The sequence below is a fragment of the Winogradskyella forsetii genome, from assembly GCF_013394595.1.
GTDB lineage: Bacteria > Bacteroidota > Bacteroidia > Flavobacteriales > Flavobacteriaceae > Winogradskyella > Winogradskyella forsetii.
This window is the reverse complement of the sequence record NZ_CP053348.1, coordinates 1,715,847-1,735,403: the sequence shown is the minus strand read 5'-3', so window position 1 is coordinate 1,735,403 and position 19,557 is coordinate 1,715,847. Positions and strand designations below refer to the sequence as shown.

At 34.8% G+C, this 19,557-nt stretch carries 20 protein-coding genes; 7 read left to right on the top strand and 13 right to left on the bottom strand.

The features are described 5' to 3' along the window. Positions 1–52: 52 nt before the first annotated feature. Together HM987_RS07615 and HM987_RS07610 are read left to right on the top strand one after the other, a co-directional pair. A complete protein-coding gene (locus HM987_RS07615) occupies positions 53–361 on the top strand; it encodes a hypothetical protein (protein WP_179006681.1) in 309 nt (102 codons plus the stop codon). Then, complete coding sequence (locus HM987_RS07610) at positions 316–900, top strand: tail fiber domain-containing protein (protein ID WP_179006679.1); 585 nt, start codon at positions 316–318, stop codon at positions 898–900. Before HM987_RS07615 ends, HM987_RS07610 begins: the two co-directional genes overlap by 46 nt. Before the next feature lie 216 nt (positions 901–1,116). On the opposite strand, the gene HM987_RS07605 is transcribed toward HM987_RS07610, so the two are convergent. From HM987_RS07605 to rpsA, 7 genes are all read right to left on the bottom strand, one after another. Continuing rightward, positions 1,117–1,614, bottom strand: coding sequence for a CAP domain-containing protein (locus HM987_RS07605; RefSeq protein ID WP_179006677.1), 498 nt, complete (start codon positions 1,612–1,614; stop codon positions 1,117–1,119). A gap of 331 nt (positions 1,615–1,945) precedes the next feature. Beyond that, complete coding sequence (gene pdxH, locus HM987_RS07600; protein ID WP_179006675.1) at positions 1,946–2,593, bottom strand: pyridoxamine 5'-phosphate oxidase; 648 nt, start codon at positions 2,591–2,593, stop codon at positions 1,946–1,948. Between the two features lie 12 nt (positions 2,594–2,605). Next, positions 2,606–3,511: a ribonuclease Z gene (locus HM987_RS07595; RefSeq protein ID WP_179006673.1), complete on the bottom strand. Its 906-nt coding sequence runs from the start codon at positions 3,509–3,511 to the stop codon at positions 2,606–2,608. Between the two features lie 77 nt (positions 3,512–3,588). Then, complete coding sequence (locus HM987_RS07590) at positions 3,589–3,921, bottom strand: ribonuclease Z (RefSeq protein ID WP_179006671.1); 333 nt, start codon at positions 3,919–3,921, stop codon at positions 3,589–3,591. Between the two features lie 3 nt (positions 3,922–3,924). Then, the gene (locus tag HM987_RS07585; RefSeq protein WP_179006669.1) at positions 3,925–4,854 is read right to left on the bottom strand and encodes an aspartate carbamoyltransferase catalytic subunit; all 930 of its coding nucleotides are present in this window, start codon (positions 4,852–4,854) and stop codon (positions 3,925–3,927) included. Positions 4,855–5,078: 224 nt separating this feature from the next. Beyond that, the gene (pyrR, locus tag HM987_RS07580; RefSeq protein ID WP_179006667.1) at positions 5,079–5,618 is read right to left on the bottom strand and encodes a bifunctional pyr operon transcriptional regulator/uracil phosphoribosyltransferase PyrR; all 540 of its coding nucleotides are present in this window, start codon (positions 5,616–5,618) and stop codon (positions 5,079–5,081) included. 368 nt (positions 5,619–5,986) lie between these two features. Beyond that, positions 5,987–7,834: a 30S ribosomal protein S1 gene (gene rpsA, locus HM987_RS07575; protein WP_179006665.1), complete on the bottom strand. Its 1,848-nt coding sequence runs from the start codon at positions 7,832–7,834 to the stop codon at positions 5,987–5,989. Positions 7,835–8,153: 319 nt separating this feature from the next. On the opposite strand from rpsA, the gene HM987_RS07570 reads away from it, so the two are divergent. Beyond that, the gene (locus HM987_RS07570; protein WP_178988280.1) at positions 8,154–8,531 is read left to right on the top strand and encodes a LysM peptidoglycan-binding domain-containing protein; all 378 of its coding nucleotides are present in this window, start codon (positions 8,154–8,156) and stop codon (positions 8,529–8,531) included. Positions 8,532–8,583: 52 nt separating this feature from the next. On the opposite strand, the gene cmk is transcribed toward HM987_RS07570, so the two are convergent. The 4 genes from cmk to lon form a co-directional block, all read right to left on the bottom strand. Next, the gene (cmk, locus tag HM987_RS07565; RefSeq protein ID WP_179009944.1) at positions 8,584–9,273 is read right to left on the bottom strand and encodes a (d)CMP kinase; all 690 of its coding nucleotides are present in this window, start codon (positions 9,271–9,273) and stop codon (positions 8,584–8,586) included. Positions 9,274–9,499: 226 nt separating this feature from the next. Further along, a complete protein-coding gene (gene porQ / locus HM987_RS07560) occupies positions 9,500–10,534 on the bottom strand; it encodes a type IX secretion system protein PorQ (RefSeq protein WP_179006663.1) in 1,035 nt (344 codons plus the stop codon). A 280-nt stretch (positions 10,535–10,814) separates the two neighbouring features. Then, the gene (locus HM987_RS07555; RefSeq protein ID WP_179006661.1) at positions 10,815–11,585 is read right to left on the bottom strand and encodes a LysM peptidoglycan-binding domain-containing protein; all 771 of its coding nucleotides are present in this window, start codon (positions 11,583–11,585) and stop codon (positions 10,815–10,817) included. Beyond that, the gene (gene lon / locus HM987_RS07550) at positions 11,569–14,022 is read right to left on the bottom strand and encodes an endopeptidase La (RefSeq protein WP_179006659.1); all 2,454 of its coding nucleotides are present in this window, start codon (positions 14,020–14,022) and stop codon (positions 11,569–11,571) included. Before lon ends, HM987_RS07555 begins: the two co-directional genes overlap by 17 nt. A 387-nt stretch (positions 14,023–14,409) precedes the next feature. Here lon and HM987_RS07545 point away from each other — a divergent pair, with 387 nt between their 5' ends. The 4 genes from HM987_RS07545 to HM987_RS07530 all read left to right on the top strand — a co-directional run bounded on the left by HM987_RS07545 (position 14,410) and on the right by HM987_RS07530 (position 17,410). Further along, positions 14,410–14,958: an RNA polymerase sigma factor gene (locus tag HM987_RS07545; RefSeq protein ID WP_179006657.1), complete on the top strand. Its 549-nt coding sequence runs from the start codon at positions 14,410–14,412 to the stop codon at positions 14,956–14,958. Positions 14,959–14,960: 2 nt separating this feature from the next. Further along, a complete protein-coding gene (locus tag HM987_RS07540) occupies positions 14,961–15,524 on the top strand; it encodes a hypothetical protein (protein ID WP_179006655.1) in 564 nt (187 codons plus the stop codon). After that, complete coding sequence (locus HM987_RS07535) at positions 15,502–16,587, top strand: DUF4097 family beta strand repeat-containing protein (protein WP_179006653.1); 1,086 nt, start codon at positions 15,502–15,504, stop codon at positions 16,585–16,587. Before HM987_RS07540 ends, HM987_RS07535 begins: the two co-directional genes overlap by 23 nt. Positions 16,588–16,684: 97 nt before the next feature. Further along, positions 16,685–17,410, top strand: a complete 726-nt coding sequence (locus HM987_RS07530; protein WP_179006651.1) for a head GIN domain-containing protein — start codon at positions 16,685–16,687, stop codon at positions 17,408–17,410. Positions 17,411–17,485: 75 nt separating this feature from the next. On the opposite strand, the gene HM987_RS07525 is transcribed toward HM987_RS07530, so the two are convergent. Both HM987_RS07525 and HM987_RS07520 read right to left on the bottom strand, forming a co-directional pair. Then, positions 17,486–18,028 (bottom strand): hypothetical protein, encoded by a 543-nt coding sequence (locus HM987_RS07525; protein WP_179006649.1) that lies wholly within the window; start codon positions 18,026–18,028, stop codon positions 17,486–17,488. Positions 18,029–18,098: 70 nt separating this feature from the next. Then, entirely contained in the window at positions 18,099–19,457 is a 1,359-nt protein-coding gene (locus HM987_RS07520) for an MFS transporter (RefSeq protein WP_179006647.1), read from the bottom strand. Positions 19,458–19,557: the final 100 nt, after the last annotated feature.

Genomic DNA, 19,557 nt, shown 5'->3' with positions numbered 1-19,557 from the left:
TATGCATAGTGCTAGATATTAAAACAGTCTATTAATTAAATTCTATATAATCATGAAAACAGTAAACTTGTTTTTCGTCGCATTACTTTTTAATGTATTAGGCTATGCTCAAAACAATCAATCTTTTAACGGCATCAACACAACTATTGCTCCAGTTTCACCTCCATTAACAGGTGAGATCTTTAGGTTTCAACCTGGCTTGGTAACCCAATTGCAAAGCGGCAGTAACTTTGATTTCACTAACCAATGGTTTAGTCTCGGTGAGTTAACCACAATGAATGGGCAGATGGTCTATGGGCTTAGATTTCAATTACCTTGCTCAATGGCTATACGTACACCTATAAAGAAAATGCCAATTTAAATTTTGATGAGGGCTTACAGCATGGGCTCATTGCGCAAGAGGTAGAAGCGGTATATCCAGAACTGGTACACAATACCACCTATCCTATTTACAATGAAGAAGGCGAGTTTGAAGGCACTGGCAGTTACAAATCTGTGAACTATATAGGTTTAATATCAGAGCTTACCGAAGCTATTAAAGGGTTAAATGCAAAAGTCGAGAATTTAGAGAGTCAGTTAGAGCCACGAGTAGTCTATGAGAAGTCGTTTTCAGCAGAAGAATTGGCTCGCATTGAAAAAAATGCGTATCAATTATCGCAAAATACACCAAATCCACTTAGCGCTAGCACAAGCATTACCTACGTTATACCAGAAGCTTTTGATGAAGCCGCTATTTTAATTTTTGACCTTAATGGTAAAATGCTCAAAACCTATCCTGTAAAAGAAAATAAAGGTACTATTACTATAAATTCCAAAGATTTGAATGGTGCAGGGATGTATCTTTATGCCTTATATGCTAATGGCAAAGATATTATGACCAAGCGTATGCTGTTGAAGTAGATTATGCTCTTTAGTTATAATTGGTGTCAGATGGTTTTGAAATTATGGAAATTGTTGGGCACCATTTTTTTATTAATAGATAATACGTTTTAATAAATTTACTTATAAGTGAACTCATCTTTTGCGGTAGATTTTCACAAAGGCTGAGATGCCATTATGGATCAAATAAAAACCTGTGGATAAAGACGGTAAATACTAATTAACTTTCTACGCAGATTACCGCTTAATAAACATATTAGTAAAATACCATTTCCCTTCAGCGTTCTTTTCTGCTGATACGTCAAAATCCGTGAAATCGCCCTCAATGTTTTCTCTGTGACTTGGACTATTTAACCAGGCATTTACAACTGATGCTGCTGAATTAAAACCATAAGCCACATTTTCTGAAACGACATTGGCGCTCGCATTGGCTTGTAAGCTCTGTTGTCTTAGAAAGAAATTATCGTGGGATACGTTGTTCACTTCAATCATATAGTCTGTATGTGTAAATGCAACAGCTTTTACCGTACTATGATTTTGTAAAGGATTTAATCCTTCATTGATTCTATAAGCATTAATGAGTTCCATGATTTCTATTTCAATCTGTTTTGCCTGAGGTGCAACCGGAACTTCAATGGCGTTCAACGTCTCATCTTCCATAGAGTCTGTGGAACAAGATGTAAAACTAAAAAGAGCAATAATAGCCAAAAACGGCAAGAGTTTTGAAGCTTTCATAAGTAGGTAATTTAGGTTTGGGACTTCTAAATTAATTACCTACTTATTAAAAAAAAAGAATTATTTTATAAATTCGATGAAATACATGTATTTTGTCGTGTTTTTATGTAAAACATCGACGAAATGCACTTTTGAACACAATAATTATGTATTTAATCTTAAAATAATTACCGTTTGTCGGTTATTTTGATTTTTGCATTTTGAAATATTAGGGATTAGAATTAGATTATTGGGTTATTTAAGTAATTCGTAACCATTCATATAAATTTTATAACTAAATTTCTAAATAACTCAATCAATTTGAACTCTGAACTCTGAACTCCGAACTGATTCAAGGTGCTAAACGCTCAATCTTCCAATTGTAATCGTCTTGGAGTTGATAGCGGATTCTATCGTGAAGTCTATTGGGTCTGCCTTGCCAGAATTCTAATTCTACAGGTTTTATAATATAACCTCCCCAATTCTTTGGTCGCTCTATTTCTTTGCCTTCAAATTTTGATTCTAATGCTTTTAGTTTGGATTCTAATTCCGCTCTATCTTTCACCACTTCACTTTGATTGGAAACTACTGCTCCTAACTGGCTTCCTCTTGGTCTCGATTCAAAGTAACCGTCACTCAGGTTTTCCGATACTTTTTCGGCTTTGCCTTTAATTATGATTTGGCGCTCTGCCGCATGCCAAAAAAATGATAAACAGACATTTGGATTTTCTGCAATAGCCTTTCCTTTTTCGCTATCGTAGTTGGTGTAGAATATAAAACCTTCGTGTGTATATTTTTTGAGCAGCACTACCCTATTCTTTGGATAGCCGTCTAAACCAAATGTAGAAACCGTCATGGCGTTAGTTTCATCGACATCAAAATGCGTATCGACCTCCACAAACCAATTTCTGAATAGCTCAATTGGGTTTTCGGGAACATTATCCAATAACAATTCTCCTTTTTCGTATGATTTTCTGTAGTTGCTTAAGTCTTTTTCCATGGTAATGTTTTTTTAAAACTCAAATGATTTTCCATCCTTAGCCAAAAGCACGTTCTCAAAAATGGTTTGTGCTTCGGTCTTAAACTCGTCATAACCATTATAACGCGTCGAATAATGACCAAGTATCAAGGTTTCCACATTTGCCTTTTGAGCTATTGTCGCTGCATGTTTCGCTGTACTGTGCTTTGTGGACATACAAAGTGCTTCGTTTTTATCTAAAAAAGTCGATTCGTGATATAAAACTGTTGCATCTTTAATTAGAGGAATCATCGCTTCATTATAAACCGTATCGCTACAATAGGCATAACTTTTTGCAGGAATGGGATCTTTGGTCACTTTTTCGTTGGCGATTAGAACACCATCCTCATTTTCTACGTCAAACCCTTGTTTTAGTTTTCTGAAATAGGCCACATCGATATTTGCTTCATTCACCAAATTAATATCTAATTTCCGCTCATTTTCTTTCTCTTTAAACAGAAATCCATTGGTATAAATCCGATGTTTTAAAGGAATCGTATGTACTTCAACTTTATCATCTTCATATATTAATTCTGAAACTTCAGCATTTAACTCATGAAAAATAAGGGGATATTTAGTCCAACTCGCAGACAATTTCATTTGAAGCGTTATCACTTCCTTTAGACCTTTTGGTGCATAAATATGAAGTTCCGTTTCCCTGGTCAAAAGACTAAACGTATTGACCAAACCAATTAAACCAAAATAATGATCGCCATGAAGATGCGAAATAAAAATATGTTTTATCCTTGAAAACTTAACCTTATTCCGTCTCAGCTCCACCTGTGTACCTTCACCACAATCAATCAAAAACATGTGGTTCTTAATCTCTAAAACCTGAGATGTTGGATTGGTGTTGGTGCGTGGTGTTGCACTGTGGCAGCCTAGGATGGTTAATTTCATTAATTGTTAAGTTGTTTGTTGTTAAGTTGTTGAGTCGTTACAACTAAACGACGAACGACTTAACGACAAAACGTATTTTAAAATCCTAAATCGCGTTCCATGTCTTCCATTTCAATGATGTCGTAAGCCTCTTGAATGGTTGGGACAACGACAATTTCATCTGGCATGTCGTCTAAATCTACTTTTTCAGAAACCACTACAAAACTTTTTTTAGCACTGCGGTGATTGTTACTCAATCTTAAAAATTCTATAACATCTTCTAATGTAATTTTGTCTAAACTCGACAATCTCACAATAAGATGATAGTTTTTATACTTATCGTAAGCCTGCTCTATGTTGTTGGCCAAAGTTTTTACAGAGGCTTTTTCTTGGGCGATTATGGTAATATTTCCGTCTCTATCTATAATCATGATTTATTGTTTTATTTTAGACGCTAATAGATAAATGACTGCCATTCTAACCGCAACGCCATTTTCTACTTGATTTAAGATAATGGCTTGTTTAGAATCAGCTACATCACTTGTAATTTCCACACCTCTGTTTATTGGTCCAGGATGCATAATTACAATCTCTTTATCTAAGCTGTCTAATAGTTCTTTATTTACTCCAAATTGCTGTGTATATTCTCGTGTTGAAGGGAAGTAACTAATATCCATGCGCTCGTTCTGAACTCTCAACATATTGGCAACATCACACCATTCTAGAGCCTTCTTTAAATTGGTTTCTACTTTTACGCCTAAGTCTTTAATGTACTTAGGCAGTAAGGTTTTTGGTCCACAAACCATTACATTGGCACCTTGTAATTGTAAGGCATAAATGTTTGAAAGCGCTACTCTACTGTGTAAAATATCGCCAACAATGACTACATTTTTACCTTTTACGGTTCCTAATTTCTCTCTGATGGAATAAGAATCCAACAAGGCTTGTGTTGGGTGCTCATGCGCACCATCACCAGCATTTATGATACTTGCATTCACATGTTTGGATAAAAACACGCCTGCTCCAGGATTGGGATGACGCATAACCACCATATCCACTTTCATTGAAAGTATGTTGTTTACAGTATCTATAAGTGTTTCTCCTTTTTTAACTGAAGATTGCGACGCCGAAAAATTTATGACATCTGCCGACAATCGTTTTTCAGCAAGCTCGAAAGATAACTTAGTCCGCGTGGAATTTTCAAAAAACAAATTGGCGATCGTAATATCCCGAAGCGATGGTACTTTTTTAATCGGTCTATTGATGACCTCCTTAAACTGATCGGCAGTTTCAAAAATAAGGTCGATATCCTGTTTGGTCAGATATTTTATTCCCAGTAAGTGATTGACACTTAGTTCGCTCATTTTTTTTAGTCTTCAATTGGCAGTCTTTAGTCTTTAGTCTTCAGTCTAAACTGCTAGTTGTTATATTTATTTTTTTAACATTTAGAAACAAAACTTAAAATTTCATTTTAAACTTATACGTCTTAAATTTCGTTCTCTGGTCATCCCTCGAGCTTCCAACTTAAAGCTTCAATCTTCGTAATTCGTAATTCGTAATTCGTAATTCGTAATTCGTAATTCAAAAATCACTTATCCACCAAATAAACTGCATCCTCTCCCTCATTCTCAATCCACTTCACTTTTACTTTCTGATTATCAATCGCATCGACTTGACGTCCTTTATAGTTCGGTTGAATTGGCAAATGCCTACTAAATCGTCTATCGATTAAGGTTAACAACTCTATATCTTTTGGTCTACCGAAAGACTGTATTGCCGTTAATGCAGACCTTATACTTCGACCTGTGTATAGTACATCATCTATAAAGACAACGTTTTTGTTTTCGACTATAAAATCTATGATAGTGGTATTGGCTTCCAAGGGTTTGTCTCCTCTTCTAAAATCGTCCCTAAAAAACGTGATGTCCAAATGGCCCAATTGAATATCCTTAATGTTATATTCTTCGGTAAGGATTTGTGCTAAACGATCGGCTAAAAACTTTCCTCTTGGTTGAATGCCAATTAATACAGTTTCAGAAAAATCATCATGGTTCTCAATGAGTTGGCAAGCCAATCTGTGAAGGGTAATATTGACTTCTTTAGAGTTAAGTAGTACTTTTTGACTCATATGGTTTCCAAACGTTGTTGGTTTACAAAGTTAGGATAAAATTTGTGGTTTGCAATGGTTTTTCTCGTGAAGGCATATAGGCGCAAAGAAAAAATTAATTAAAAATATGTTATTCAGTTTTCTTTTTATATCTAAAAATCAAAATGGCCATTATTGCACCAACAATAAAACCTAAAAACAGGTAGTTTTCAAATTTAAATCCATTGATGGTTTGTAGAAAACCAACCCAAATAAAATTGATGCTATTGTGGCTAATAATAAATAAACCGCTTTCATAAAGTCAAATATTCGCAATAAAAAAAGCCCCTCGTATAACGAGAGGCTTTACAATATAATTAGAATGGGATTCCCGCTTTCGCTGGAATTTTTTACTTCTTCCCGTCCATTTTATCCTTAAGTGCCTGTAAAGCATCATTGGCATCACCTAAAGTTGGTTTAGCTTCAGCCGCTTGAGCTTCCTGTTTTCTAACAGCTTGCTTAACGATTTTTGCTTCTTCTTCTCTAAATACTGCTGTATGGGATGCTACAACACGTTTGAATTCTTTGTTAAATTCAATGATCTTGAATTCTGCTTCTTCACCTTTACCAAGTTTAGAACCATCTTCTTTCTCTAAATGACGTTGCGGTACAAATGCCGTAATGTCTTCATTAAAATCGATAGTTGCGCCTTTATCTACCATTTCTGTAATGGCAGCCTTGTGCGTAGTACCTAAAGCAAATTCAGTTTCGTACTTGTCCCAAGGGTTCTCCTCAGTTTGTTTGTGACCTAAAGATAATTTACGTCCTTCTACATCTAACTCTAATACGACAACGTCTAAGTTATCACCTACGTTACAGAATTCAGATGGATGCTTAATTTTCTTAGTCCAAGATAAATCTGAGATATAAATCAATCCGTCGATACCTTCTTCTAATTCAACAAAAACACCAAAGTTTGTAAAGTTACGTACAATACCTGTGTGCTTAGAACCTACTGGGTATTTAGAAGTAATGTCTGTCCATGGATCTGGCGTTAATTGCTTAATACCAAGAGACATTTTTCTATCCTCTCTATCTAAAGTTAAGATAACAGCATCGATTTCATCACCAACGTTTACGAAATCTTGTGCTGAACGTAAATGGGTTGACCAAGACATTTCACTAACGTGAACTAAGCCTTCAACACCTTCTTCTACTTCAACAAAAGCACCGTAATCAGCAATAACCACTACTTTACCTTTTACCTTATCTCCAACTTTTACACTTTCACCTAAAGCTTCCCATGGATGCTTAGATAATTGCTTAAGACCTAATTGGATTCTTGATTTGTTCTCATCAAAATCAAGGATTACTACATTTAATTTCTGATCCAATTCAACAATCTCATTTGGATGGTTGATACGAGACCAAGATAAATCTGTAATATGAACTAAACCATCTACACCACCAAGATCGATAAACACACCATAAGAAGTAATATTCTTCACAATACCTTCTAATACTTGTCCTTTTTCTAACTGGCCAATGATTTCTTTCTTTTGTTCTTCAATATCGGCTTCAATAAGCGCTTTATGAGACACTACTATGTTTTTGAATTCGTGGTTGATTTTCACAACTTTAAATTCCATAGTTTTATTAACGTACTGATCGTAATCTCTAATAGGTTTCACATCGATTTGAGAACCTGGTAAGAATGCTTCTATACCAAATACATCTACGATCATTCCACCTTTAGTTCTGCATTTTACAAAACCGTTAACGATTTCGCCAGTATCATGTGCATTGTTTACACGATCCCATGCTTTAATTACTCTCGCTTTTCTGTGAGATAATACTAATTGTCCTGTTGCATCTTCACGCACATCAATTAATACTTCAACTTTGTCACCAACTTTAAGATCTGGGTTGTAACGGAACTCATTAAGAGAAATTACACCTTCAGACTTAGCGTTAATGTCAATAATTGCATCACGATCTGTGATTGTAATTACAGTACCTTCCACAACTTCGTCATCTAAAGTGTCAACGAAATTTTCTGATACTAATTTTTCGAACTCTTCTAATTTAGTGTCCGCAACTTGCTCAATTCCTTCTTCGTAATTGTGCCAATCGAACTCTTCTAAGAATTTTTCTGGGTTTTTTTGAGCCTCAGATATTTGAGGTGCTTCAGCTGTTACAGCTTCGTTTGCTTCTCCCGAAACTTCGGGATCAGCTTGATTTGTTTCTTTTTCAGACATGTGCTGAATTAAAATTTGTATTCTACTAACTTACTTGAAAAGAATGCGGTAAAAGCTGTAGAAGTGTTTGTTTTTATTTATAATTCCTTTTCATTTTCTATAAACCGCTAAAAAGGTGTGCAAAAGTACGATATAATTCTAGTTTTTCCAAAACATTTTGTAAAATTAAAGTACTGAAAACCAGACACCAAATAATGTGACTTTAGTTTGATATTTGTGTCTTATAAATCAGTATATCAAAATCATGTTTGAAATGTTAAAATTTGGTACATATTTTGGTATCTTTACAACACTATTAACAATTTAAAACTTACAAAAAATGGTAAAAGCAAAATATCAAGATGTATTGGACTTGGGAGAAAAATTAAATATCCAAAACGGTAAAGTTGAAGAGGAAAACGGAAAACTGAAAGTTTGGGGAACGGCGTCTACGCAATACGAAAAAGATTTAATGTGGGATAAAATCAAAGAAGTGGGCGGCGAAAACCCTTCTGATATTATGGCCGACATTAAAGTGGCGGACGAATCGGTTTATGCCAGACACACTGTAGAATCTGGAGAAACACTGGGCAAAATAGCCAAACAATATTATGGCGAGCCAGGAAAGTACCAAAAAATATTCCAAGCGAATACAGATATTCTAAAGAATCCAGATTTAATACATCCTGGTCAAGAATTGATTATTCCTAAGCTTTAGTAAAACTTTTTATTTATTTTTAGAAGCGATGAACTGTTTGTTTATCGCTTTTTTAATTTGAAATAATTTGATGAGCCAACCCTAGTAAAGTCTCCAACTGCTCCTCAATAGTCAAATTAGAATTATCAATTTCAATGGCGTCAGCGGCTTTTACTAACGGTGAATCTTCTCTTGTAGAATCTATGCGATCTCGTGTTGTTACATTTTCCAACACATCGTCATAACTTAAATTATGGCCACGATCCAACAATTCTTTGTAGCGTCGTTTGGCTCTTGTTTCCGCTGAAGCCGTCATAAAGATTTTTAATTCAGCATCAGGAAAAACAACCGTTCCAATATCGCGACCGTCCATAACAATACCTTTATCTTTTCCCATAAGCTGTTGCTGCTCTACCAACTTACGTCGCACTTCAGACAAAGTTGCCACAGGACTCACGTATTTTGAAACCCTTAGAGTTCTGATAGCTGCTTCAATATTTTTTCCGTTTAAATAGACTTCAGCAAAACCGGCTACTTCATTAAACTTAAACGTAATGCTGATATCCCCTAACCTATGGATCAAAGCTTCTTCGTCAAAAAAATCTTCGCCAATAAGTTCATTCTCGAGTGCAAAATAAGTGACCGCTCTGTACATCGCTCCAGTATCCACATAGATATAGTTGAGACGTTTTGCTAACTGTTTAGCAACCGTACTTTTTCCTGTGGATGAAAATCCGTCTATGGCGATGATGATTTTGTTCATTTCATTTCCCATGAAAACGGGAATCTCGTATTTTGATGAATTCAAATTTAATTAAACTAAATATTAAAACTTATAATGAAGCGTTTAAATTTTTTTTGACACGAATTTGACTAATTTTCACAAATCTCATTATTCGTGTTAATTAGTAAAATTCGTGTCTTCTTTCTTGAACATTTATAACCTCACACTTACAACAGGAATTTAATATGATTAAAAATCAAATCATCTACCAACGTCTTCGAGAATCCAAATCGATCTGAAGTCCGAAAAAACTGGTATTTGATGCACTTGTAAATCTTGCATGCGTATAACTAAAACGCATTCTGTTTAATTTAATGCCCACACCAACTGATAGTCCTGAAAAGTTTCTCTGATCTACAATTCGCAATTCTTCTGCACGTCTAAAATTATAACCTAAACGAATATTGAAACCACCTTCCGGAAATAATTCCGCACCTAAAATAAGGTGTCGTAAGCCTTTATTAAAAAAACTGACTCGCTCTTCAGTTTGGTTACCATCTAAATCTGTGGTTGCTCTCGCAGGATTAGAAACACCAATAGGCCATTTTTGCAAATTCTCCAAGGTTAAATGCCAACGCAATGGTACATTCTCAAGAGTTTGGGACATTCCAAAATTAACTTCGAGTGGCAAAGGTTCTTGTCGGCCTGCATAAGTTGAAAATTGCGTGCCCAAATTTCTAACCGTTAAAGCAGCATGAAAATCGAGTTTTTCATTGATATACATGGCACCTAGATCTACAGCACCACCAATGGAATTGTATTGTTCTAAAAGCGAGGTTATGAGCTTTACATTCGCACCAACATAAAAATCCGTATTTGGGATTTTATAGTTATAACCAAAGGAAAGTGCAGCTTCGTTACCGCTGAACGTTCCAGTGGAATTTCCATTCACATCATACCCATCAAACGAACCATAATTGATATAAGTCAATCCAATATGCAATGTTTGTACACGTCGATCCCAAGTATAGCCATAAGCAGCCGTTCCGTAAGTTATGCCTCCTAAATAATTAGAAACATTTACGGCCAATTGATTGTTCATCTGCCAATTAATGGAAGCTGGATTGTAAAGTGCTTCCGTAACATCATGATCAAAATTTGTAATGATTTTTCCACCTAAAGCGGCTTGTCTTGGTGATGATACCAAATTGAGGAATTGATAGGTCGATTCTCCACCCAATTGCGCAAACGCAGGTAATGCCAAAAGCAGAATACATAAGGTAGAAATCCTCTTAATCATAAACGATGCAATATTATATAATTTTTCTCTTATTATTATTATTCAGGAAAAATTATACAATGAACTCGCTTAAACTTTTTCAATTTGCTAAAAAATTGCCATTTTGAACCCAATTTTTGTCTTTTTTTCGTCCCGTTGCGGTGCTATGCATCTCTAAAAAGTCTTCAATTGGTCCCAAAATGACTAATTTTCGCTTGAATACAAAAAGTATAAACAAGTTCAACTAAATCTATCTTAAAAACGACTATAAAGTTTTTTTATTTTCAAGCAGAGATGTTTTCTATTTTAACTTCAACTTTTGGCCTATCTTAATAGTATTGCTTTTTAGTCCATTCAATTTTTTAATTGCATCAATTGTAGTTCCGTTTTCCAATGCAATTCGATAAAGATTATCTCCCTTTTTAACGACATAAACGGTTAGGCTCTTATCGTCCCTTGAAGTATCAAAATTATTAACACGAAGTTTTTGACCAATCTTAATGACATTAGAATTCAAATTATTTAAACGCTTTAATTCTTCTACACTTAAATTATAGCGCCTAGATAAACTAAACAAGGTATCGCCTTTTTCTACCCTATGAAAATTGGAATTGGTGGCTTCAAAATTACTACCGTTTGAAGAAATTGAGTTGGTTTCTGTATCAAAATTTTTAATGCGAAGTGTTTGTCCTGCATTCACCAAAGTGGTTTCCAAATTATTGGCTTGCTTTAATTCTGTAAGGGTCACTTTATAGGTTCTAGAGATATCGAGTAAAGTCTCTCCATTTTCAACCACATGAAAATCAGAAATGGTATCTTTTTCGGAAATACTCGACCCAATAACACTAGCATCAGATACCAAAATGGGTTTTGTGTTCAAAGAATCCATTTTGGTTTCTACTACTTTATCTTCTAAAGTGACCAATGTAATTTTGCCAGTAGCAACATTTAGTTTTGCAGGCTTTCCATCTAATAGCACATCTTTAAATTCTACTTGTTCTTGCGCAAAAGCAGCGGTTCCCAAAGTAAGACTTATTAAAAATGTAACTATTAAATTAAAGCTTTTTGGCATTCTGTACTTTTTGTTTGGTTATTGCCAACTTTAAAACCTCACTCATATCTTTCACATAATGAAACGTTAAGCCTTTTAAATATTCTGGTTTAATCTCGTCAATATCCCTTCGATTATCCTCACAAAGTAAAATCTCTTTAATACGAGCACGTTTGGCGGCTAGAATCTTTTCTTTAATACCACCAACTGGCAATACTTTTCCACGCAATGTAATTTCGCCAGTCATTGCTATGCTCTTCTTTACTTTACGTTGGGTAAACAAAGACACTAAAGAGGTCAACATCGTTACACCTGCACTTGGGCCGTCTTTTGGTGTTGCGCCTTCTGGTACGTGAATGTGCACATTATATTTATCGAAAACTTCAGGATTTATTCCAAATTCATCTGCATTGGCTTTGATGTATTCCATAGCAATAGTAGCCGACTCCTTCATCACTTTACCTAAATTTCCGGTAATGGACAATGTGCCTTTTCCTTTAGATAAAATAGATTCTATAAACAGTATATCACCTCCTACTTTAGTCCATGCTAAACCAGTGACAACGCCAGCAACCTCATTGTTTTCATATTTGTCGCGTTCCAATCTTGGACTTCCTAATACTTCAATGACATCTTCGTTAGAAATCTTAATATTATATTTTTCTTCCATGGCGATATTCTTGGCTGCATAACGTACCATTTTGGCAATTTGCTTCTCCAAACCTCTTACGCCAGATTCACGCGTGTAACCTTCCACTATTTTTTCCAGTTGTGGTTTTGCAATTTTTAAGTTAGAATTATCTAATCCATGTTCCTTTAATTGCTTTGGCAACAAGTGTCTTTTTGCGATTTCCACTTTTTCTTCAATCGTATAACCTGTTACATTAATGATTTCCATTCGATCTCTTAATGCGGGCTGAATGGTATTCATACTATTGGAGGTTGCAATGAACATCACTTTAGACAAGTCATAACCCATTTCCAAGAAGTTGTCATAGAACTCATTGTTTTGCTCAGGATCCAAAACCTCTAACATCGCAGAAGATGGATCACCTTGATTTCCTGTGGATAATTTATCAATTTCATCTAAAACGAACACAGGATTTGAAGTACCTGCTTTCTTTAAGCTCTGAATGATTCGTCCTGGCATTGCGCCTATATATGTTTTTCTATGACCACGGATTTCAGCTTCATCACGCAATCCACCTAATGAAATACGTACATATTCCCTGCCCAAAGCTTCAGCAATCGACTTTCCTAATGAGGTTTTACCAACACCAGGAGGGCCATAAAGACAAAGGATTGGCGACTTCATATCATTTCTCAGTTTTAAAACCGCTAAATATTCAATGATTCGTTTTTTAACATCCTCAAGTCCAAAATGATCACGATCCAAGATTTTTTGCGCACGTTTTAAGTCGAATTTATCCTTGCTGAATTCATTCCAAGGCAAATCCAGAAACAGGTCTAAATAATTCCGTTGAATGGAATACTCAGCCACTTGAGGATTCATACGCTGCATTTTGGCTAATTCCTTATCAAAATGCTCTTTTACTTTTTCGTCCCATTTCTTTTTCTTGGCACGCGCTTTCATGTCTTCAATTTCCTCTCCTGAAGACACACCTCCACCCAATTCTTCTTGAATGGTTTTCATCTGTTGGTGCAAGAAATACTCACGTTGCTGTTGGTTCATATCGCTCTGAACCTTGGACTGGATATCATTTTTAAGCTCTAGCTTCTGATATTCCATGTTCATATACTTCAAGGTCTGAAGCGCACGTTCCTTAAGATCATTGATTTTTAAAAGCTCTTGTTTTTCCTCAACCCTAAGGTTCATGTTAGAAGACACAAAATTGATTAAAAACGAATTACTTTCAATATTCTTAATCGCAAAACTGGCTTCGGAAGGAATGTTTGGACTTTGTTTTATAATATCCAAAGACAAATCCTTAATGGAATCAATTATCGCTTTAAACTCCTCATTATCTGGAGCTGGTTTTGCTTCAGCAATATCAGAAATAGTTGCCGTTAAATAAGGTTTTTCGGAAATCACCTCGTTAATCACAAAGCGCTTTTTCCCTTGAATAATGACTGTGGTGTTACCATCTGGCATTTTTAGCACTTTCAAAATACGTGCAACTGTTCCTGTTTTATAGATATCGTTAGCAGAAGGATTTTCAACCGATTCATCCTTTTGTGATACCACTCCAATTACTTTTCCCCCTTTGTTGGCATCGTTAATCAGTTTTATAGAGGTATCTCGTCCGGCCGTAATCGGAATGACCACACCAGGAAATAAAACCGTATTTCGTAAGGGTAAAATTGGTAAGGATTCTGGTAAGGATTCGCTGTTTATTAATTCTTCATCTTCAGGCGTCATCAATGGAATTAATTCTGAATTCTCATCGAAATCCTGAAATGACAGATTGTCTAAATTTAAAAAATTTGATTTTCCCATATATATTTTTGAGCCATTCTGTCATTAATAAACACAGAACAACATAGTTTTAAATGTATTAATAATTAACTTATTGTTGAATACCAATACTTTAGAAGATATTCAAAGTTATTCACATTACCTTAAATTCAATAGTTATGCCATTACCTTAGATTGACATAAAAGGTTTTGGAATTTAAATGAAATTCCTCAACTCGTATGAATTTAAATGATCACAATCCTTTAAATTAGTATCGAAAAGCTATGAAGAAAATGTTCTCAATACGTTTTATTCGTTCCTTACAAAACACTCAGACTGACGAAAAGTTTTATTAATTATAACTTTTTTTCAATTAAACTGTAACAATATAAAATAGAACGCCTCTTTAAATAAAAGCAATTGTTTTTTTGACATCAACCAATCAAGATATCGAACAGTTATTATGGCTTTGTAAATCTGGAAACCAACGTGCGCAGTTGGAAATTTACAACAGATACAACAAAGCCATGTACAACACAGCCCTTAGAATTGTAAAAGATTCCTATAAGGCCGAGGACATTATGCAAGAGTCTTTTTTAACGGGCTTCACAAAACTGAACACTTTGGAAGACACCAACATGTTTGGCGCATGGTTGAAAAGGATTGTGATTAATAATAGTATTGGGCATTATAACAAAACCATGAAACAAAATGAAGTGCCTTTAGATACTGTTATTTATAAAGTTGAAGACGATGGCGGCATTGTAGAACATGAACAGACTAGCGAAAAAGTGAAACAAGTTTTAGACACTATGAAAACCTTGAAACCCAATTATAATGTGAGTTTAACATTGCATTTAATTGAAGGTTACGATTACGAAGAGATCTGCGAGATTATGAATATTTCTTATGCCAATTGCAGAACTTTAATATCAAGAGCCAAAGAGAGTTTGCGTAAAAAACTAGTATTAAATTAATTATGAAAAAAGATAATTTGTATAGTTTATTTGACGATTTGAAAGGTCAGTTTGACATTGAAACACCTCAAAACAATCACGAACAGCGATTTTTAGAAAAGTTGAAAGGAAACACTTTGACTTCAAACGAAGTTAAAACACCGTCTGGATTTCACTGGAAACCCCTTTTGGCCGTTGCAGCTGCATTAGTGATTTGTTTTAGTGTTTTTACAACCTTGCAGAATCAGCCTGAAACTATGGATTTAGCGAGCGTATCGCCAGAAATGTCGGAAACCCAAGACTTTTTCACGGTTACCATTGAAAACGAATTAAAGAAACTAAACAAAGAACGTTCCCCATTAACCGAAGCGATAATTTCGGATGCCTTGGCGCAAATTCAAATATTAGAAAAGGATTATCAAAAATTAAAAACAGATTTAACTGAAAGCGGAAAAGACCAACGTGTTATCTATGCGATGATTTCCAATTTTCAAAATAGAATAGACATTCTGAATACTGTTCTAGAGCAAATCGAAGATGTAAAACAATTTAAAATCAACACCAATGAACCTAAGAATACAATTTAATCTTGCAATTTTATTGTTGTTAATACCTACTTTGGTATTTGCAAATAGTGAAATAGACCTAAAATCAACTAAAGAAAAGAGCATTAAAAAATCATTTGACGTCTCTTCCAACGGCACACTAAAAGTGAACAACAGCTATGGCAATTTAGATGTAGTCACATGGAATGAAAACCGCATCGCTTTTGATATTACCATTAAAGTGACAGGAAATGATTCTGAAAAAGTACAGGAAAGACTTAATGAAATAAACATAGCATTTTCAAATACCGACAATATTGTATCTGCGGTTACTAAATTCGGCAACGAGAAGCGATCTTGGTGGAATTGGGGAAGTAACAACAAGTTGAAAGTTGAAGTTAATTACCTTATAAAAATGCCTAAAACCAATAATGTTGAACTTAATAATGATTATGGTTCCATTAACTTAGATAGGCTTGAAGGCACTGCTAAATTAGTATGCGATTACGGTAAGATTACAACCAAGGAATTGATGGCAGATAACAACTTAATTCGTTTTGATTACAGTAAGAATTGTTATTTTGAATACATAAAAAGTGGCGAAATAAAGGCAGACTATAGTGGTTTTACAGTTGCTAAAACCGAGGAACTGGTTCTTAGAGCAGATTACACTGAATCTATTATTGAAGCCGCTGAAAACGTCAACTACACTTGTGATTACGGGTCCTTAAAAATAGATAACATCAATAATTTAGATGGACGAGGCGATTACCTATCCTTACGATTGGGAAACATATTTAAAACTGTAAATCTTAAAGCAAATTACGGTTCCATAAAAATAGAACGTATGGCTTCTAAAGCGAAAAGTGTAAACATCACATCCGATTATGTTGGTATTACCATTGGTCATGATGCGAGTTTTAATTTCGATTTCGATATCGATTTGCAGTATGGTTCATTACGGGAATCTGAGGGTTTCAGCTTTACAAATAAAGAAGTTGACTATTCTGATAAACAATATGATGGTTATTATGGTGCGAAAAATTCAGGTAACGTCGTGAAAATAGATTCTGAATATGGAAGTGTAACTTTTAAGAAACTTTGAGTTAGTTGCAGCCCGCCCTTACCGAAAAGGCACGTTCGGGCGGGTCGAAGTTTATAAAAAAATCTAAAAATTTTCAATCAATTAAAAAATAAACTTTATGAAATCATTACAATCAATTACAGTATTAGTATTCCTTTTAAGTACCACATTATCTTGTGCGCAATGGGGAAATGGCAAAAAAATTAAGGGCGACAACAACATTACTACGACATCTAGAACTACGAGTTCTTATGAAGGGATAAAAGCTGCTGGACCTATGGATTTTAAATTGGTTAAAGGGAATGAAGGTCAGATTTCCATTAAGGGAGATGCCAACCTAATGGAATATATTATTGTAGGAACAAAAGGCAATCAACTCATTGTTAAAGTGAAAGATGGCTATAATTTAAAACCAAGTCAAACGATCGTTGTTACCATTCCTTTTGAATCTATTGATTCTGTTTCACTGTCTGGCTCTGGTGACATTGAAAGTACTAGCACTATTGAAGCAGAGAACTTTAAAGTGTCTTTAGCGGGTTCTGGAGATATAAATTTAAGTGTTAATGCACAAGATGTGGAGAGTAGTATTGCAGGTTCTGGCGATATTGAGCTAGAAGGTTCTACCAAAGATTTAACCGTAAAAGTTACAGGTTCTGGAGATTTTGATGGGAAGGAATTAAACAGTACCAACGTTACGGCTAAAATCACAGGTTCTGGTTCAGCAGATGTGGTGTGCAATGGCGATCTTGTAGCAAGAATTACAGGTTCTGGAGATGTGAAGTATTCAGGTGAACCGACCAATAAGGATACCAAGATTACCGGTTCTGGTAGTGTTAGTAATTAACGCTTATTACCCAATTAAAAATTGAAAAAAAGGACTGGCTTTGCTGGTTCTTTTTTTTGATAAATAATGGACTAACTAGTCTTCTCCTGAGCGTGTGCTCATCATCAATTCCATAAATTCATTCGAATCATAAACCTTTAATATACTTGTATAAGATTTACCTTCATCAATTTCAACCTTCTTTGGCAAAGGCTCTCTTGGTCCATAATCCCAAGTCACTTTATTAATTACATCACTAAAAATGTCATAATTCCCTTCTAAAGTAATCCCAATAAACCTCACTTCTTTATTCGTCAATTTCGAAGTATAAGTATCTTGAAACCTTTTAGGTCCATAATATTCATAAGACAATAAATACTCTGAGAATGATGGGTTAATCATATATGCCTTATGTATGAAGTTATGCTTTATAATACTATCATTTTCTAAAGTGATTTGGTGCTCTCCTTTTGGTATTTCTAACCGAACCACATCTTTAGGAGGTACTGTATACTTAAGCGTATCTATAACAACTACTATTGAAAATTCGGTTGGATTATCTATAGCTAAATGCACCTCATCACTGCAAGATGTAAGAAATACAATAGTTAGAATTGAAAGTAATACGAGATTTTTCATGAAAAAAATTACAAATGAATGAATGTGCCCTGTGTGATAAACTATATTTTCTACTTATGAAAATAAGTGTTTAGAGCGAAGCTTCATTATCAGACTCTGTTCTCGGCACTCTAAATAAAAGCAGAATTCCAGCCAAAAAAAAGATAACCAAAAACAAAATAGCATTCCGCATACTCCCTGTAACTTGGTCTATAGTTGCAAAAATTCCCATTCCGATAACAATACCTATCTTTTCAGCCACATCATAAAAACTGAAATATGAAGTGGTATCTTCAGTTTCCGGTAAAAATTTGGAATATGTGGATCTTGCTAAGGACTGCACACCACCCATGACCAAACCAACAAAACCAGCTGCGACATAGAATTGAAATGGTGTTTCCATAAAAAAGGCATAGAAACACAAGGCCATCCAGAAAAAATTTATGACAATAAGCGTTTTAATGTTTCCAAATTTTGAAGACGCACGAGAGGTTAAAAATGCACCCAGAATCGCCACTAATTGTATAATTAAAATACTCACAATAAGTCCTAAGGTTTTGGCTTCGTCATCTCCCCAAGCAATCTCTTCTTCCCCAAAATAAACAGCGACCAGCATAATGGTTTGTACTGCCATGCTAAACACAAAAAAGGCAACTAGGTAACGTTTTAAACGTAGATTCTGTTTCAATTGAATCCAAACTTGTTTCAACTCTTTTAAACCATTGAAAACAACGTCTTTTGTTACTTTTCCACCTTTTGAAACGCCTTTTGGTAAAACGTAAAATGTATATTGGCTAAAAAGAATCCACCACAGGCCAACCATTATAAAAGAATACCTCATTCCTACTTGTGCAGCAGTTTCTATGATTTCCCCATTTTCACTTAAATTATCCGATATAAAAAAAACATTCGGATACATTACCATAGCCAAGTTTATGACCAATAAAATGACACTTCCAAAATAACCCATACTAAATCCTTTAGCACTAACGCTATCTTGCTGCTCTGGATAGGCAATATCTGGTAAGTATGAATTATAAAACACCAAACTTCCCCAATACCCTATCAATCCCATAAAATAAAACAAGAGACTAAGATGAATAGTTTCCAAACTAAACCAATACAGACCAATACAACCTGCACCACCAACATAACAGAAGAATTTCATGAAATTCTTTTTATTACCTACGTAATCCGCAATACCAGAGAGTACAGGCGATGTAATGGCAACGACTAAAAATGTGAATACCGTGACATAGGTAATTAATGCTGTACTTTTAAAAACCATTCCAAATGCAGCAACGTTTTTTTCAACTTGACCTAAAAATAATGCTGAATAAAATATCGGAAATATCGAAGACGCAATGGTTAAGGTATATACCGAATTTGCCCAGTCATAAAATGCCCAAGCATTTAGCAATTTTTTACTTCCTTTTTGATGTTGATTCATATATAATTATATCTAATTAAGATGAGATCCCAATCTCCATTGGGATTATTGAATCATCTCACTAAAATGATCCAATAAAAAAGCTGCTCATCCCGACATT

Excerpts from the sequence above, each read along its gene's own strand:
- HM987_RS07595 (WP_179006673.1), bottom strand. The coding sequence starts at position 3,511 with ATGAAATTAACCATCCTAGGCTGCCACAGTGCAACACCACGCACCAAC.
- HM987_RS07590 (WP_179006671.1), bottom strand. The coding sequence starts at position 3,921 with ATGATTATAGATAGAGACGGAAATATTACCATAATCGCCCAAGAAAAA.
- HM987_RS07555 (WP_179006661.1), bottom strand. The coding sequence starts at position 11,585 with ATGCCAAAAAGCTTTAATTTAATAGTTACATTTTTAATAAGTCTTACT.
- lon (WP_179006659.1), bottom strand. The coding sequence starts at position 14,022 with ATGGGAAAATCAAATTTTTTAAATTTAGACAATCTGTCATTTCAGGAT.
- HM987_RS07570 (WP_178988280.1), top strand. The coding sequence starts at position 8,154 with ATGGTAAAAGCAAAATATCAAGATGTATTGGACTTGGGAGAAAAATTA.
- pyrR (WP_179006667.1), bottom strand. The coding sequence starts at position 5,618 with ATGAGTCAAAAAGTACTACTTAACTCTAAAGAAGTCAATATTACCCTT.
- HM987_RS07535 (WP_179006653.1), top strand. The coding sequence starts at position 15,502 with ATGAACCTAAGAATACAATTTAATCTTGCAATTTTATTGTTGTTAATA.
- HM987_RS07525 (WP_179006649.1), bottom strand. The coding sequence starts at position 18,028 with ATGAAAAATCTCGTATTACTTTCAATTCTAACTATTGTATTTCTTACA.
- pdxH (WP_179006675.1), bottom strand. The coding sequence starts at position 2,593 with ATGGAAAAAGACTTAAGCAACTACAGAAAATCATACGAAAAAGGAGAA.
- HM987_RS07605 (WP_179006677.1), bottom strand. The coding sequence starts at position 1,614 with ATGAAAGCTTCAAAACTCTTGCCGTTTTTGGCTATTATTGCTCTTTTT.
- cmk (WP_179009944.1), bottom strand. The coding sequence starts at position 9,273 with ATGAACAAAATCATCATCGCCATAGACGGATTTTCATCCACAGGAAAA.
- HM987_RS07615 (WP_179006681.1), top strand. The coding sequence starts at position 53 with ATGAAAACAGTAAACTTGTTTTTCGTCGCATTACTTTTTAATGTATTA.
- HM987_RS07585 (WP_179006669.1), bottom strand. The coding sequence starts at position 4,854 with ATGAGCGAACTAAGTGTCAATCACTTACTGGGAATAAAATATCTGACC.
- HM987_RS07540 (WP_179006655.1), top strand. The coding sequence starts at position 14,961 with ATGAAAAAAGATAATTTGTATAGTTTATTTGACGATTTGAAAGGTCAG.
- rpsA (WP_179006665.1), bottom strand. The coding sequence starts at position 7,834 with ATGTCTGAAAAAGAAACAAATCAAGCTGATCCCGAAGTTTCGGGAGAA.
- HM987_RS07530 (WP_179006651.1), top strand. The coding sequence starts at position 16,685 with ATGAAATCATTACAATCAATTACAGTATTAGTATTCCTTTTAAGTACC.
- HM987_RS07520 (WP_179006647.1), bottom strand. The coding sequence starts at position 19,457 with ATGAATCAACATCAAAAAGGAAGTAAAAAATTGCTAAATGCTTGGGCA.
- porQ (WP_179006663.1), bottom strand. The coding sequence starts at position 10,534 with ATGATTAAGAGGATTTCTACCTTATGTATTCTGCTTTTGGCATTACCT.